Below are 15,370 nucleotides of genomic sequence, written 5' to 3'. Positions count from 1 at the left end.
GGTTCAGCCTCTCTGTCGCTCTCCCTCTCCCGCAAGCGGAAGAGGGTCTGTTTGCGAAGGGACTCGTCCCTTCGCGCATCCCTGGTCGTTAAAGGTCGGCAGACGCACCTTCACTTCTCCATGGATTTCCGCGACATGCCTCCATGAGGGTTCTTCCCAACGGTGTCAGGGTCAGAACCGCAGCAGCACGGAGATACGTTTTTTTCTCATAAGATTCATGGAAGCCTGAAGGTTCATCCGCACCAGACGAATAGCGCATGGCGGAAGAAATTTTTTGTTCGATTTCTGATAGCGTGTCTTCAATTTGGTCACTTAAACTTGGCAATGGGTCTCTATTAAAGGAATTACGTCCAAGACTCTTGAATTTAAATTTAGTATTTATACTGCTGCTAAATACAGCGCATCCTAGGCGCATTATGTTCTGAACTGCTGCTTGCCTCATAAAATTACTTAGACAATTCCATCGCTCAGCCTCGAAGGCGAATAGACGCTCTTTGCAATACTCCGTTCGATCGTCGGACGGTTTGTTTGCTCGCATCCAAATGATCTCAAGAAGAACCGCGTCCGGACCCTCAAGATCCTTTAATATTCCGCAAAGCATTTTGTGCGCTTGGATGTCTGCTCCGCGGGTCATTGCCCCTACCAGCAAGGAAGCCCAAAGCTTCAGGACATCGTCGTCATCTTCTTTGGATGCATCATCGAATACGCGATGAGCCGTCGCGAAGGGAAGCGCGGCAAGAGCTTCGGGACTTACCTCGCGCTTTTCAAGCTCGCCGCGCCAATACCTGGCCAATTTGTCCAGATTGCGAGCCTTAAAATGCGCCGTCAGGTCTCCAAGGAGACCTCCGATATTCTCCGAAGCCGGGGCGAACGCCTTGATTATCAATTCGGCGGCGGCGGCCGATAACCCTCTCGGCGGAGATTGGAGGTTTGCCGTGGAGGGGAGTTTCTCAGCTTTCGGCCTTGCCCGTTTCGGTTTATCCATATCGCCGCCTAGCCATGCCATTGAGTTTAATGACCATAGCTGAATGCCGATTCGAGGTCGATATTCGGGCGGATGGTTCCGCAGCTTAAGGATACAGGGATGCGCGAAGGGACGAGTCCCTTCGCAAGAAGGCCCTCACCCCGGCCCTCTCCCGCAGGAGGGAGAGGGGGGTAATGGGGGCGGGGAGGGCTCCGTCAGCCTTCCTTGAGGTCTTCCCAGAGCTCCTTGACCTTGGCGAAGAAGCCTTGGCTTTCGGGGGAGTTCTTGGCTTTCTCACCTTCGCCGGCCTCGTTGAACTCGTTGAGGAGTTCCTTTTGGCGCTTGGTCAGGTTGACGGGGGTTTCCACCACCGCCTGGATGAACATGTCGCCGCGGGCCGGGCTGCGCAGGACGCTCATGCCCTTGCTCCGCAGGCGGAACTGGTTTCCGGTCTGGGTGCCTTCGGGGATGGTGACCTTGGCCTTGGAGCCGTCGATGGTGGGGACCTCGATGGTGCCGCCCAGGGCGGCCGTGGTCATGGGAATGGGCACGCGGCAGAAGATGTTGGCGCCGTCGCGCTGGAAGATGCGGTGGGCGGCGATGGACAGGAAGATGTAGAGGTCGCCCGCCGGCGCGCCGCGCATGCCGGCCTCGCCTTCGCCGGCCAGGCGGATACGGGTTCCATCCTCGACACCGGCCGGGATGTTGACCTGCAGGGTCTTTTCCTTGCGGGTGCGGCCCGAGCCGCCGCAGGACCGGCAGGGGTCCTTGATGATCTTGCCCATGCCCTGGCAGGTGGGGCAGGTGCGTTCGATGGTGAAGAAGCCCTGCTGCTGGCGCACCTTGCCGTGGCCGTGGCAGGCCGAGCAGGTGACCGGCTGGGCGCCGTCCTTGCCGCCGGTGCCCTTGCAATCCTCGCAGGGGGCCGAGGACGGCACCTTGACGGTGGCGGTCTTGCCAGCGAAGGCGTCTTCCAGGCTGATGTCCATGTTGTAGCGCAGGTCGGCGCCACGTCCGGTGGACTGGCCACGGCGTCCGCCGCCGCCCATGAACTCGCCGAACATCTCGTCGAAGATGTCGGAGAAGCCGCCGCCGCCGAAGCCGCCGAAACCACCGCCGCCACCGCCGCCGGGGCCGCCCTGCTCGAAGGCGGCGTGGCCGAAGCGGTCATAGGCGGCGCGCTTTTGCTCGTCCTTGAGGACGTCGTAGGCTTCGTTGATTTCCTTGAACTTCTGCTCGGCATCGGCGTTGCCCGGATTGCGGTCCGGGTGGAACTGCATGGCCTGCTTGCGGTAGGCCTTCTTGATGTCGTCGGGCGAGGCGCCCTTCTCGACGCCCAGAAGTTCGTAATAGTCCTGCTTGCTCATGGCTTTCCTACCCCAACCCTCGCCCGTTCGCGGGAGACGGCGCGGGCGGCGCGGGTGGGAGGGGTCATTGATCCATCCCGCCGGTTCCGGCCCTCACCCTCCCAAGCCTCCGGCTTGGGCCCCTCCCTCTCCCGCATGCGGGAGAGGGTCTGGTGCGGATCCGTTACTTGCCCTTCTTGTCGCCGTCGACTTCTTCGAAGTCGGCGTCGACAACCTTGTCGTCATGGCTGCCCGAGGCACCGCCGTGACCACCGGCCGCAGCCTCGGCCTCGGCGCCGCCGGCCGCTTCCTGGGCCTTGTACATGGCTTCGCCCAGCTTCATGGAGGCCTGCATCAGGGATTCGGTCTTGGCCTTGATGGCTTCGACGTCATCGCCGTCCATGACCGCCTTCAGCGCGGTGATTTCCTTCTCGATGGCGCCGGTCAGCTCGGCCCCGGCCTTGTCGCCGAATTCCTTGAGGCTCTTCTCCGTGGTGTGGATCAAGCCGTCGGCGTGGTTGCGAGCCTCGATCAGCTCCTTGCGCTTCTTGTCCTCGGCGGCGTGGGCTTCGGCTTCCTTGACCATCTTCTCGATGTCGGCATCGGACAGGCCGCCCGAGGCCTGGATGCGGATCTGCTGCTCCTTGCCGGTGGCCTTGTCCTTGGCGCTGACATTGACCAGGCCGTTGGCGTCGATGTCGAAGGTCACCTCCACCTGGGGCACGCCGCGCGGCGCCGGGGGGATGCCCACCAGATCGAACTGGCCCAGCACCTTGTTGTCGGCGGCCATCTCGCGCTCGCCCTGGAAGACGCGGATGGTCACGGCGGTCTGGTTGTCCTCGGCGGTGGAGAACACCTGGCTCTTGCGCGTCGGGATGGTGGTGTTGCGGTCGATCAGGCGGGTGAACACGCCGCCCAGGGTCTCGATGCCCAGGCTCAGCGGAGTCACGTCGAGCAGCAGGACGTCCTTGACCTCGCCCTTCAGCACGCCGCCCTGGATGGCGGCGCCGATGGCCACCACCTCATCGGGGTTGACGCCCTTGTGGGGCTCGCGGCCGAAGAATTCCTTCACCACTTCCTGGATCTTGGGCATGCGGGTCATGCCGCCCACCAGGATGACCTCGTCGATCTCGCTGGCCTTGACGCCGGCGTCCTTCAGGGCCGCCTTGCAGGGCTCGACGGTGCGGGCGACCAGATCCTCGACCAGGGCTTCCAGCTTGGAGCGGGTCAGCTTGATGTTGAGGTGCTTGGGGCCGGAGGCGTCCGCGGTGATGAACGGCAGGTTCACCTCGGTCTGCATGGAGGACGACAGCTCGATCTTGGCCTTTTCCGCCGCTTCCTTCAGGCGCTGCAGGGCCAGACGGTCCTTGCGCAGGTCGATGCCCTGCTCCTTTTTGAACTCGTCGGCCAGGTAATCCATGATGCGGGCGTCGAAATCCTCGCCGCCCAGGAAGGTGTCGCCGTTGGTGGACTTCACCTCGAACACGCCGTCGCCGATTTCCAGGACCGACACGTCGAAGGTGCCGCCGCCCAGGTCATAGACGGCGATGGTGCCGGCGCCCTTCTTCTCCAGGCCATAGGCCAGGGCGGCCGCGGTCGGCTCGTTGATGATGCGCAGCACTTCCAGGCCGGCGATGCGGCCGGCGTCCTTGGTGGCCTGGCGCTGGGCGTCGTTGAAATAGGCGGGGACGGTGATCACCGCCTGGGTGACCTTCTCGCCCAGATAGCCTTCGGCGGTTTCCTTCATCTTCTGCAGGATGAAGGCCGACACCTGGCTGGGGCTGTACTTGGCGTCGCGGGCCTCGACCCAGGCGTCGCCGTTGTCGCCCGCCACGATGTGGTAGGGGACCAGGTTCATGTCCTTCTTGGTGATCGGGTCCTCGAAGCGGCGGCCGATCAGGCGCTTGATGGCGAACAGGGTGCTGGTGGGATTGGTCACCGCCTGGCGCTTGGCCGGCTGACCGACCAGACGCTCGCCGGATTCGGTGAACGCCGTCATGGACGGGGTGGTCCGCATGCCTTCGGCGTTCTCGATGACCTTGGCGTTCTTGCCTTCCATCACGGCGACGCACGAATTCGTGGTGCCCAGGTCGATGCCGATAACCTTGCTCATGACTGTCCTCTTTCCTGTTCGGCAGATCCCGGCGGCCCTGAAGCTTCAGCAGCCGGCCATTGAGATCCCCATTCGGGTTGCATCCATCAAACGTTAGGGAACGACCCAAATCCGTCCCATCGGCGTTATATAGGGCGGTATGGGAGGCGTGCAACGTGGGAATCTTATTGGGCCGACGCTTGGAGCCTGGGTGCGTCGCCATCGGCGTGTTTCAAGGTGAAGAACACGGTGGTTCCGGCCCCCGGGCGCGAGTCCAGCCAAATGCGGCCCCCGTGGCGCTGGATGATCTTGCGGCACATGGCCAGGCCGATGCCGGTGCCGGGATAGCGGCCGATGGGATGCAGGCGCTGGAAGATGCCGAACACCCGCTCGTGGTATTGCGCCTCGATGCCGATGCCGTTGTCCGCGACGGAAAAGCGGATCATGCCGTCGGAATCCCTCTCGGCCCGCACGTCCACGCGGGGCGGGCGGCCTTCGGCGTGGTACTTGACGGCATTGCCGATCAGGTTCTGAAACACGCTTTGCAGCTGGGCGGGGCGGCCCCAGACCGGCGGCAGGTCTCCGATGGCCACGTCGGCCTCCAGGCCGTCCATGGCCGGAGCCAGGCTTTCCAGCGCACCCCGGGCCAAGGCGCCGGAATCGCAGCATTCCGGCGGGCCATCCAGCCGCCCGACGCGGGAGAAGGCCAGCAGGTCGTCGATCTGCGCCGATGACCGCTTGGCGGCGTTGACGGCGAACTCGATGAATTCGTGCCCCTCGGCGTCCAGCTTGTCGCGGTAGCGGCGATCAAGCAGTTGCAGGAAGCCCGAGACCGAGCGCAGCGGCTCCTTCAGGTCATGGGAGGCGACGTAGGCGAAGCGCTCCAGCTCGGCGTTGGAGGCGGCAAGATGGGCGGTGCGCTCCTCGACCTGACGCTCGAGTTCGTCGTGGCTGGCCGCCAATTGCTCGGTCAGGCGCCGACTCAGGGCGACGCGCAGGTCATAGAGGGTGGCCACCATCAGCAGGGACGCCGCCAGCACCGCCAGCACCATGGCCTCGATCGTGGTCTGGCGCTTCCAGCGGGCCAGGGCGGTCCGGCTGGTGATCCCCACCGTCACCACCAGCGGATAATTGGTCAGAGTCTCGAAGGCGACGATCTTGTCGTTGCCGTCGGCGACCGACACGAAATGAGCGATGCCGGAGGGTGAGCGCGACAGATGGTCCCGAAACAGCGGCGAGGTGGCCACCGAGCGGCCGATATATTCGTCGTGACGGGGCACCCGCGCCAGGAAAATGCCATCGGAGCGGATCAGGGCGGCGCCGCCTTCCGGCTCGACCGCCACCGATTCGATCTGCTCGCGGAATTCTCGGGGGTCGATTCCCGCCACCACGATTCCGGCAAAGGAGTTGTCGCCACGGAAGATCGCCCGGGCCACCGGGATGCTGGATTGCCCCGAGAAGCGACTGACGACGGGCGCGCCGATCACCAGAGGGCGGCTTGTCCCGCCAGTGCGCAGGGCCTGGAAGTAGTCGCGGTCGCCGACCGTGCCGATGCCGTGCGATATGGCCTCGCCGGGCTGGGCCACCGATATGTCGGTCACCCGGCCATCGGCATCGGCCACTACCAGATTGCGGATTTCAGGCGATCCGGCCAGACGGCCGCGATAGCGTTCCCGCTGGACCGGGGTCAGTCCGTGCCCGGATTCCAGGCTGTCGGCCACCTCGTTCAGCAGCGCCTCGACGCCCCGCAGGCTGCCATGGACCTGGTATTGCAGCGAGCGGGCCAGCGAGACCGCCAGGTTCTCGGCATCGGCCAGGGCAAGGCTATGGTTGAGCCACGCCTGTCCGCCCCACAGCGATCCGATCACCACCATCAGGCAGACGGTGAACAGACGCCCTTTCCATTGCCAGACGGTTCCCCGCTTGCCGAGCCCACCGGCCATGCAATCCGTTCCTTTAGCCGCCGCGACGCGGTCATAGTGGGACGAGGATTGCCGGGCCGTCAATTCAATGCCGTACGGCATCCATCCGCCGCCGGATCATCAGCAGGTCGCGCCAGGCGTCGCGCTTGGCTTCGGGGGTGCGCAGCAGATAGGCGGGGTGGAAGGTGGCCAGCGCCGGAATGGGCCGGGGCAGGCCGGGCGAGTTGAACTCGAACCAGCGGCCGCGCAGGCGGTTGATGCCGTCGGCCTTGGCCAGCACTGCCGCGGCGGACGCGCCGCCCAGCAGGATCAGCACCTGGGGGTCCACCAGCTCGATATGGCGGGTGAGGAACGGCATGCACACCGCCACCTCGTCGGGGGTGGGCTTGCGGTTGGCCGGCGGGCGCCAGGGTACCACGTTGGTGATGTAGCAGGTGCTCCGGTCCAGGCCGATGGAGCCCAGCATGCGGTCGAGCAGCTTGCCGCTGGGTCCCACGAAGGGCAGGCCGCGCCGGTCCTCCTCCTGGCCCGGCGCCTCGCCTATGCACATGACCGCCGACTCGGGATTGCCGTCGCCGAACACGGTGGAACTGGCCGCCTGCTTGAGCTGCAGCCCCTCGAACCCCTCCATGGCATGGCGCAGCGCCTGTAGGTCGGCGCAGCCGGCCGCCAGATGAGCGGCGGTGCCGGGCAAGGCCGAGGCCGAAAGCGCGCCGGGCGGCGCGGCCATGGGCTCGGCGTGCGGACGGGGCTGGCGCTGGGCTTGCGGCGCCGGCGGCGGCACGGCGGCGGCACGGCTTTCCAGGGCCCGACGGGTGGTGGCGTAGCGGTCCAGGGGCTCCTCGCCCATGGTCTCGTCCACGCCGGATTCCAGGTACCAGCGCAGGATGTCGTAGGGGTTGAGATCGGCGGAAATGGCGGTCATGGGGGCGATTTTAGCAGCCCTGGCAAATGGCGGGGAAATATTTGAGACACATTCTTTCCTTAAACATGGCCATAAGGAATCGAATCGATCCCGATGGGTGTGCTATAGAAGCGCCTAAGTCCGTGTCGGGCGTCGACCGGTGGAACGGGTGGCGCAAGGGGAGTAGCTGACGTTATGGAACGTGAATCCATGGAATTCGACGTCGTGGTGGTTGGCGGCGGGCCTTCGGGCCTGACCGCGGCCATCCGGCTGAAGCAGATCAACGCCGACCTCAATGTCTGCGTTCTGGAGAAGGGCTCTGAAGTCGGCGCCCACATCCTGTCGGGCGCGGTGATCGAGACCCGCGCCCTGGCGGAGCTGTTTCCCGACTGGAAGGAGCGCGAGGCGCCGCTGCTGACGCCGGCCACCGACGACCGCTTCATGTTCCTGACGGAGTCCAAGGCCATCCGCCTGATGACTCCGCCGCAGATGAACAACCACGGCAATTACATCGTCTCGCTCGGCAATTTCACCCGCTGGCTGGGAAGTCAGGCCGAGGCCCTGGGCGTGGAGATCTTCGCCGGCTTCGCCGCCGCCGAGGTCCTTTACAACGAGGACGGCTCGGTCAAGGGCGTGGCCACCGGCGACATGGGCATCGGCAAGGATGGCCAGCCCACCCACAATCACACGCCGGGCGTCGAGCTGTGGGCGCGCCAGACCATCTTCGCCGAGGGCTGCCGCGGCTCGCTGACCAAGACGCTGTTTGATCGCTTCGACCTGCGCAAGGATTGCGAGGACCAGACCTACGGCATCGGCATCAAGGAGCTGTGGGAGATCGATCCGGCCAAGCACAAGGCCGGCACCATCCTCCACACCGTGGGCTGGCCGCTGGATAGCCAGACCTATGGCGGCTCGTTCCTCTATCACCTGGAGAACAACCAGGTGGCGGTGGGCTTCGTGGTCGGCCTGGACTACGCCAACCCGCATCTGTCGCCCTTCGACGAGTTCCAGCGCTTCAAGACCCATCCGGCCATCCGTCCTCTGTTCGAAGGCGGCCGCCGGGTGTCCTATGGCGCCCGCGCCCTGTCGGAAGGCGGCTTCCAGTCCATCCCCAAGCTGACCTTCCCGGGCGGCGTGCTGGTGGGCGACACGGCGGGCTTCCTCAACGTGCCCAAGATCAAGGGCACCCACACCGCCATGAAGTCGGCCATGGTCGCCGCCGAGGCGGTGGCCGAGGCCCTGGGCCACGAGGGCGGCGCCAACGAGGTGGTCACCTATCCCGAGCATCTGAAGAAGAGCTGGGTGTGGTCCGAGCTGCACACCGTCCGCAACATCCGTCCCAGCTTCCACTGGGGCCTGTGGGGCGGCATCGCCTATTCGGCGCTGGAGACCTATGTGTTCCGTGGCAAGATGCCCTGGACGCTCCACCACCAGCCCGATCATCTGGCGCTGAAGAAGGCCAGCGAATGCCCGAAGATCGCCTATCCCAAGCCCGACGGGGTGGTGAGCTTCGACAAGCTGTCCTCGGTGTTCATTTCCTCGACCAATCACGAGGAAAACCAGCCGGCCCACCTCAAGCTGCGCGATCCGGCGGTGCCCGTCGCCATCAATCTCGAACATTACGACGCCCCGGAACAGCGCTACTGCCCGGCCGGCGTCTACGAGATCGTCCGGAACGACGATGGCTCCAATCCGCGGCTGCAGATCAACGCGCAGAACTGCCTGCACTGCAAGACCTGCGACATCAAGGACCCCACCCAGAACATCAATTGGGTGGTTCCCGAAGGTGGCGGTGGACCGAACTACCCCAACATGTAAGACTGAGTGATCGGAGTTCCGTGGGGCGCCCGGCACAATCGGGCGCCCCGGTTCCTGTCATAAGGTGTTGGGCGTGAAGCGTTTCGGGATCGTGGTGATGGCGGCGATGGTTGCGGCCGGTCTGGGGGCCTGTGCCCCGCGGCCCGATGCTTCCGCCGATGACAATGCCGGCAGCGGCAACGAGACGGGCCTGGGGGCCTATCTGGCCGGGCGCTTCGCCCATGCGCGCGGCGACACCCGCGCCGCCGCGGAATATTACGCCGCCGCCGCCCGGCGCGATCCCGACAACATCGACATCCAGCAGCGCAGCTTCGCCCTGCTGCTGGCCGAGGGCCGCCTGGACGAGGCCGAGCCCATCGCCCGCCGCCTGCTGGTCATCGACGACGATTCTCCCCTGCCCCTTCTGGTGATGGGCGTGCAGGACGCCCGCGCCGGCCGGTTCGATCTGGCGGAAAAGCGCTTCTCCGCCTTGCCGGCCAAGGGCATCAACGGTTTTCTCGGGCCGCTGCTCACCGCCTGGGCCCGCGCCGGGCAGGGCCAGTTCGACGACGGCCTCGCCACCCTGGCGCCGCGCGCCGATACCGCCGGCTTCGCTCCCGTCTGGGAATACCATGCCGGCCTGATGGGCGATCTGGCCGGGCGCCCCGACGTGGCCGAGGCGCATTTCAAGGCGGCCCTGGCCAACCAGACCAGCGTGCGCACCGTGGAGGCGGCAGGGACCTGGTACCAGCGCTCCGGCCGCATGGACGAGGCCAAGGCGCTGTACGAGCGCTATCACGCCGAACATGCCGACCGCTCGCTGCTGGACGGGCGCCGCCAGCTGGCGGCGGGGACCAACCTGCCCCGCGTGGTGGAGACCGCCCGTGACGGCTTGGCCGAGGCCTTGTTCGACACCTCTTCGCTGGTGCGCCAGGGCAATGCCCAGGAATTGTCGCTGGTGTTCTCGCGCCTGGCGCTCAGCCTGCGGGCCGATTTCCCCCTGGCCCAGCTGCTGCTGGCCGACGCCATGGTGGCCCAGGGACGGCTGGACGAGGCCAACGCCCTTTACAGCGCCATGAACCGCGCCAGCCAGCCGGGAGCCTTCGCCCGGCTCAAGCTGGCGGTGAACCTGGACGAGATGAAGCAGACCGATGCCGCCCTCTCCGAACTGACGTCCCTGGCGGCGGAATGGCCCGAATCGCCCGAGGCGCTGATGACCATGGGCGACGTGCTGCGTCGTCACAAGCGCTATGCCGAGGCCGCCGACGCCTATGGCGCCGCCCTGGCCCGCAACGGCGGAAGCCAGGATGCGCGCAACTGGTCGCTGTTCTACGCCCGCGGCATCGCCTATGAACGGGCCAAGCAATGGTCCAAGGCCGAGCCCGACATGCTGGAGGCGTTGCGTCTCAGCCCCGATCAGCCCGACGTGCTCAACTATCTGGGCTATACCTGGGTGGATCAGGGCATCAATGTGGAGAAGGGGCGCAAGCTGATCGAGCGCGCCGTCGAGCTGCGTCCCAATGACGGGGCCATCGTCGATTCCCTGGGCTGGGCGCTGTATCGCATGGGAGAGTTCCAGGCGGCGGTGAAGTATCTCGAGCGCGCCTCCGAGCTCAAGCCCGAGGATCCCACAGTCAACGAGCATCTAGGCGACGCCTTCTGGCAGGTGGGCCGCGACACCGAAGCCCGCTACCAGTGGCAGCGGGCCATGGGCCTCGACCCCGAGCCCGAGCAGATCGAGCCGCTGAAGGCCAAGATCTCCACCGGGCGCCTGCCCGGCACCCCGGTCAAATAAGCGACGGATTCATCATGACCAGCTTCTCGATCGAGGCTCCGGCCAAGGTCAACCTGACCCTTCACGTGGTCGGCAAGCGCGACGACGGCTATCACCTGCTGGACTCCCTGGTGGTCTTCGCCGGCATCGGCGACACCCTGGAGTTCAGCCCGGCCGAGACCCTGAGTCTCGAGGTCACCGGTCCCACCGCCAGCCAGATTCCGGACGGCGAGAATATCGTGCTGAAGGCCGCCCGCCTGCTGGCCGAAGCCACTGGCGTGACCAAGGGCGCCGCCATCCGGCTGACCAAGCGCCTGCCGGTGGCCGCCGGCATCGGCGGCGGCTCGGCGGATGCCGCGGCGGCGCTGAAGGGTCTGATGCGGCTGTGGGGCGTCGCTCCCCCGGCCGAGACCCTGCGCCGGGTCGCCTTGTCCATCGGCGCCGACGTGCCGGTCTGCCTGGCCGGAACCCCCATGCGCATGATGGGGGTGGGCGAGGTGCTCGAGCCCGCTCCCACCCTGCCGCCCGCCTGGCTGGTTCTGGTCAATCCCCTGGTGCCGCTGCACACGCCGCCGGTGTTCAAGGCGCGTACCGGCCCATTCTCGGCCGCCGACCCGCTGACCGCCCCGCCCCGTGACGCCAAGGGTCTGGCCGAGGCCCTGGCGGCGCGGCGCAACGACCTGACCCCGCCGGCCATCACCATCGAGCCGGTGGTGGGCGAAGTGCTGGCGGCCATCGCCGCGACCGCCGATTGCCTGCTGCCCCGCATGTCCGGTTCGGGCGCCACCTGCTTCGGGTTGTATGCCGAAGAAGCCCAGGCCCGCGCCGCCGCCGCCCAACTTGGCGCCGCCCATCCCGCCTGGTGGATCGCTCCGGCGCAATTGCTGTCTTGAGGCCGTTGAAAGTCGTCGCGGCTCGGGCTATGTTGCCCGCCCGCGCTGGTGGGGCGTCGCCAAGCGGTAAGGCACCGGTTTTTGGTACCGGCATTCCCAGGTTCGAATCCTGGCGCCCCAGCCAAGCGTTTCCTATCTATTTCAATTAGTTAGCATTTTTCAGGCGTCGAACCGCCCCTGTGGCCCGTCTCCACCACGACGGTCCACAAGGCGCCCGCTGCCCTGCGCCTCGTGGGTCGCAGCGAGGCATTCAATGGTAAGATGTTACTATTTGCGAATTCGCGGCGGTCGATATGATTGGCGTCGCCGCATCCCCCCTTCTCTCGCCGGCAGGTTCGGCCGCATCGAATTGGTCAAGAGCCTCGGCGTGCTTTCCTATGCCGAAGCTCGCGAGAAGGCCAGGCGGCTAACGACATTGACGGATGAGCTGTTTCTGATGGTGAAGCGACGCCCTGACCTAACCACCGCACAAATCAACGACCTGCTGCGTGAGTGGTATGCCGGTGCCCTGGAGCACTGGGAGGAGATGCGCGGGTTTGGCAACATGCCCGTCTGCGTGGGCGCCGCAAAGCAGATGGCCACCGACTATGCGGACGGCGTGAAGCACGACCGGACATTTCTCGTCGAGGAGTTGGCCGACGAACTGTTCGCTCAGGCTGGCATCCAAGCCTTGCAAGGCAGCGATACCTATACGCGGGTATGCCGGGGGCTCTTGCGTGCCGTGGCTGACCTCAATCGGGTCCAGGCCGCCCGTCTGGAGGGCGACTACACGGTAGCCCCCATGGACCCGCTGTTCGCGGTGCAGGCCGGCTCTCAGGCGACTTCTCGCAAGAAGGCTCTGCCCAAGCTCAGTGAAGCGTTCACCCGCTACAGCCGAGCCAAGGCCAAGAGCTGGGGGCCGGACCAGGCCAAGGCCAACGTAGATGCCCGCGAACTGTTCAAGGAATGGTGCGGCGACCGGCGGATAGATCGCTACGAGCGCACCGACTTCACCGACTTCGCCACCATGCTGCAAGGGCTGCCCCGCATGCGGGGCAAGGTGCCTGCACTGACCGGAAAGCCGCTTTCGGAGCTGGTGGCGATGGCAGAGAAGGATGCGAAGATCAAGACCCTCGCACCGCCGACCGTCAAGCGCCATACCGGCATCATCAGCACCTTCTTCGGCTGGTGCGTCGATGAGCACGGACTGGAGGCTAACCTGGCGAGAGGCGCTTTCAAGTGGAAGCGCACCTATCGCCGCAGCGAGGAGCGTGCCGCCTGGACACCGGAACAGCTCCGGTTGCTGTTCTCAAGTCCCCTATACCATGGGGCAGCATCAACTCGGTTCCGCACCAAGCCGCGTTCTGGTCCGCATCTCCTTCGGAATGCGCGGTATTGGCTGCCGCTGCTGGGTGCCTTCCACCCGATCCGGCTGGAGGAGGTGGCCCAACTACGGCTGGAGGACGTGCAGGAGGACGGGGGCATTCCCTTTCTCCATGTGCATGCGACAGAAGACGAGGAGGGAGCAGACCTCCCCAAGCGCAAGGTGAAAACCGCTGCCGGCTGGCGGCGTATCCCCCTGCATCCCATCCTGGTGGAGTTGGGGTTCCTCGATTATGTCGCCGGGCTACTGGACAGTAACGAGAAGATGGTATTTCCCGACCTTGAGCCTGGTGGTACGGCAATGCGCTTCGGATACCTGTTCAGCAAATGGTTCCCCGATTACATCCGCTCACTGGGCATTACCGGCGTGTCCTACCATTCGCTACGGCATTCGGTCATCACCGCCCTCCAACGGGCGAAGGTCCATCCCGACCTGATGGACCAACTGGACGGCCATGACACTCCGGTGGAGCGGGGACGATACGGCAAGGGCTTCGTCATCAAGGATTGGCACGAGGCTATTTCAGCGATTGCCTACGAGGGGATCACGGCGGCACTCATGCGCGGACGATAGGGTAGGCTTCACGTGCTTCTCTCACCATGTTATAGAGGCGCTGTGTTCTGGGCGTCGTTGAGTGGGAGAGGTGAGCCATGACCGTCGCAAGCCGCGTTTCCCCCATCGACCCGAAGAAGCTGCTTCAGCGAGAATTTTCCGCCGCCGGACTGAAGCCCAAGGACGCCTTCCAGACCTTACCCGAATGGTGGGAGGAGGCTGTCGCGCACCCGTCCGGTGTCTTCGAGGTGCGTGGCTTTGTGGCCAAGCACTTTGGCCTTGAGATCGGCCCCGACGGTCGTCTGCGCCAGCGTCATATGCCCCATGCCTGCTTCAAGACACGAACCGGCACCGACATTTCGGAGATCGTCTCTGCTCGCGCCTTGGCGACCGCCGTGGCCAAGGTTGTTGCGTCGGCCACCACCGTGTCATGGTCCGGTTCGCTTCCGTCCGCCGCAACCCTCCGCGCCACCGCTATCACTCACGGGAATACCCCCTGGGTGGGGCTAGATGACCTGCTGGATGCCTGCTGGTCCAACGGTGTACCGGTCGTCTATATGCCCAGTCTGCCCGTCACCAAGTCGAAAATGGAGGGCATGGTGACCTTCTGCGGCGGTCGGCCAGTGATCCTGGTCACCAAGAAGGCGACAGCCCCAGCATGGATGCTGTTCGTGCTCGCTCACGAGATGGGCCATATTGCCGAAGGGCACCTCGACCAATGCGAGGGAGAAGCCATCGTTGATGAGAAGGTGTCGGAGGGGGATACTGATACCGACGATCAGGAAAAGGCCGCGAACACATATGCTTTGCAGCTCCTGACCGGCGGCAAGAAGGGAAATATCTCCCTCAAGCACCCGATGCCCCCAGCGGAGCTTGGCAGAACAGCTGTCGAATTCGGCTTCAAAGTCGGCATCGATCCAGGTCACGTCATCCTGAATGCGGCCAGCAATTCAGTCTTCAACGGCAAACATCCGTTTCCTCTCGCCAACGCGGCTCTGAAGCATATCGGCGAAAATGTCCCCACCGCAGACATGTGCCGCGAGGCCATGAGGCGGAACATCGATATGGACGCTCTGTCCGACGATAGCCTCGAATTCCTGGAACGTATCGGCCTCTTGTGACGGTGGGGTTGATGGGGGAACTTCACGCGTTCTTCGACAAGGATGTCTTCATCAAGCTGGCCTGCTGCGATTTGTGGGAGGAAGCGCTTGAAGTGCTCGGCGTCACCCACCCTTATCGACTGGCCTCGGCTACTGCGTTGGGATCGAAGACGGCCCTCCGACGCATGGCCGTAGACGATGCCCTCCGTGCCGCTGTTACCGAACGCCTTCAAAAGATGGCCGAACAGGTGCCGGTGATGCCCAAAGGCTGGGTCGAAGCGGTGGTCACCACCGATCTCTACAACAAGATGATTTTCCATGAAGGCATCGACTCCGGCGAGGCTGAGATTGCGCTGGTCGCCCTTCATTGCGAGCACGACAACAAATTGGTCACCGGTGACAAGCGGTTCCTGGCCGCCATGGCAGATGCCTTCCCTGGCGAATTCGGCCGGCTCAAGCCGGTAGTCGTGACCTTCGAGCACTGCCTGCTGGCCATCTGCGAGGCGAAGGGATACGAGCACGTCAGGGAGCGGCTGGTCGCCGCGAAGGGATGCGATGGCTCGTTGAAGAATGCCGTCGGGTCCGACGGACAGGCAGGCTACGAGTCGTTTAAGGAAGCAATGCTGAGCTTCACCCCAGTTTGATGGTCTGGGATGCAAGCTA

The 15,370-nt window shown here is 64.8% G+C and carries 11 protein-coding genes and 1 tRNA gene; 7 read left to right on the top strand and 5 right to left on the bottom strand.

Features of this window, described 5'->3' with window-relative positions; translation table 11 throughout:
* Window positions 1-88 precede the first annotated feature (88 nt).
* The 5 genes from AMB_RS25485 to AMB_RS22455 all read right to left on the bottom strand — a co-directional run bounded on the left by AMB_RS25485 (window position 89) and on the right by AMB_RS22455 (window position 7,249).
* On the bottom strand, window positions 89-985 hold the full coding sequence (locus tag AMB_RS25485) for a DUF4393 domain-containing protein (RefSeq protein WP_148207524.1): 897 nt from the start codon (window positions 983-985) through the stop codon (window positions 89-91).
* 194 nt (window positions 986-1,179) lie between these two features.
* Window positions 1,180-2,331, bottom strand: a complete 1,152-nt coding sequence (dnaJ, locus tag AMB_RS22470) for a molecular chaperone DnaJ (RefSeq protein ID WP_011386785.1) — start codon at window positions 2,329-2,331, stop codon at window positions 1,180-1,182.
* Window positions 2,332-2,494: 163 nt separating this feature from the next.
* A complete protein-coding gene (dnaK, locus tag AMB_RS22465; protein WP_011386784.1) occupies window positions 2,495-4,423 on the bottom strand; it encodes a molecular chaperone DnaK in 1,929 nt (642 codons plus the stop codon).
* A 164-nt stretch (window positions 4,424-4,587) separates the two neighbouring features.
* Complete coding sequence (locus tag AMB_RS23670) at window positions 4,588-6,426, bottom strand: sensor histidine kinase (RefSeq protein ID WP_011386783.1); 1,839 nt, start codon at window positions 6,424-6,426, stop codon at window positions 4,588-4,590.
* Window positions 6,410-7,249, bottom strand: coding sequence for a uracil-DNA glycosylase (locus AMB_RS22455; RefSeq protein WP_043745671.1), 840 nt, complete (start codon window positions 7,247-7,249; stop codon window positions 6,410-6,412). The genes AMB_RS23670 and AMB_RS22455 overlap by 17 nt, the downstream gene beginning before the upstream one ends.
* Window positions 7,250-7,423: 174 nt before the next feature.
* Here AMB_RS22455 and AMB_RS22450 point away from each other — a divergent pair, with 174 nt between their 5' ends.
* The 7 genes from AMB_RS22450 to AMB_RS22420 all read left to right on the top strand — a co-directional run bounded on the left by AMB_RS22450 (window position 7,424) and on the right by AMB_RS22420 (window position 15,351).
* Window positions 7,424-9,046, top strand: coding sequence for an electron transfer flavoprotein-ubiquinone oxidoreductase (locus tag AMB_RS22450; RefSeq protein WP_011386781.1), 1,623 nt, complete (start codon window positions 7,424-7,426; stop codon window positions 9,044-9,046).
* A gap of 73 nt (window positions 9,047-9,119) precedes the next feature.
* Window positions 9,120-10,820: a tetratricopeptide repeat protein gene (locus tag AMB_RS22445; RefSeq protein ID WP_011386780.1), complete on the top strand. Its 1,701-nt coding sequence runs from the start codon at window positions 9,120-9,122 to the stop codon at window positions 10,818-10,820.
* A gap of 14 nt (window positions 10,821-10,834) precedes the next feature.
* A complete protein-coding gene (locus AMB_RS22440; protein ID WP_011386779.1) occupies window positions 10,835-11,692 on the top strand; it encodes a 4-(cytidine 5'-diphospho)-2-C-methyl-D-erythritol kinase in 858 nt (285 codons plus the stop codon).
* 49 nt (window positions 11,693-11,741) lie between these two features.
* Window positions 11,742-11,816 (top strand) — tRNA-Gln (locus tag AMB_RS22435).
* Between the two features lie 129 nt (window positions 11,817-11,945).
* Window positions 11,946-13,628, top strand: a complete 1,683-nt coding sequence (locus AMB_RS22430; protein ID WP_231848929.1) for a site-specific integrase — start codon at window positions 11,946-11,948, stop codon at window positions 13,626-13,628.
* 77 nt (window positions 13,629-13,705) lie between these two features.
* The gene (locus tag AMB_RS22425; RefSeq protein WP_011386777.1) at window positions 13,706-14,728 is read left to right on the top strand and encodes a hypothetical protein; all 1,023 of its coding nucleotides are present in this window, start codon (window positions 13,706-13,708) and stop codon (window positions 14,726-14,728) included.
* An 11-nt stretch (window positions 14,729-14,739) separates the two neighbouring features.
* Window positions 14,740-15,351, top strand: coding sequence for a hypothetical protein (locus AMB_RS22420; protein ID WP_070108707.1), 612 nt, complete (start codon window positions 14,740-14,742; stop codon window positions 15,349-15,351).
* Window positions 15,352-15,370: the final 19 nt, after the last annotated feature.

Origin of the sequence: Paramagnetospirillum magneticum AMB-1 (assembly GCF_000009985.1) — a bacterium.
GTDB classification, from domain to species: Bacteria; Pseudomonadota; Alphaproteobacteria; order Rhodospirillales; family Magnetospirillaceae; genus Phaeospirillum; species Phaeospirillum magneticum.
The sequence above is the reverse complement of the archived record's forward strand: the minus strand, read 5'-3'. Positions and strand labels throughout refer to the sequence as shown.

What these genes read in the sequence shown, in the direction of transcription:
- dnaK (WP_011386784.1), bottom strand. Translation starts at nt 4,423, where the DNA reads ATGAGCAAGGTTATCGGCATCGACCTGGGCACCACGAATTCGTGCGTC.
- AMB_RS22450 (WP_011386781.1), top strand. Translation starts at nt 7,424, where the DNA reads ATGGAACGTGAATCCATGGAATTCGACGTCGTGGTGGTTGGCGGCGGG.
- dnaJ (WP_011386785.1), bottom strand. Translation starts at nt 2,331, where the DNA reads ATGAGCAAGCAGGACTATTACGAACTTCTGGGCGTCGAGAAGGGCGCC.
- AMB_RS22420 (WP_070108707.1), top strand. Translation starts at nt 14,740, where the DNA reads ATGGGGGAACTTCACGCGTTCTTCGACAAGGATGTCTTCATCAAGCTG.
- AMB_RS25485 (WP_148207524.1), bottom strand. Translation starts at nt 985, where the DNA reads ATGGATAAACCGAAACGGGCAAGGCCGAAAGCTGAGAAACTCCCCTCC.
- AMB_RS22430 (WP_231848929.1), top strand. Translation starts at nt 11,946, where the DNA reads ATGGTAAGATGTTACTATTTGCGAATTCGCGGCGGTCGATATGATTGG.
- AMB_RS22425 (WP_011386777.1), top strand. Translation starts at nt 13,706, where the DNA reads ATGACCGTCGCAAGCCGCGTTTCCCCCATCGACCCGAAGAAGCTGCTT.
- AMB_RS22455 (WP_043745671.1), bottom strand. Translation starts at nt 7,249, where the DNA reads ATGACCGCCATTTCCGCCGATCTCAACCCCTACGACATCCTGCGCTGG.
- AMB_RS22440 (WP_011386779.1), top strand. Translation starts at nt 10,835, where the DNA reads ATGACCAGCTTCTCGATCGAGGCTCCGGCCAAGGTCAACCTGACCCTT.
- AMB_RS23670 (WP_011386783.1), bottom strand. Translation starts at nt 6,426, where the DNA reads ATGCCGTACGGCATTGAATTGACGGCCCGGCAATCCTCGTCCCACTAT.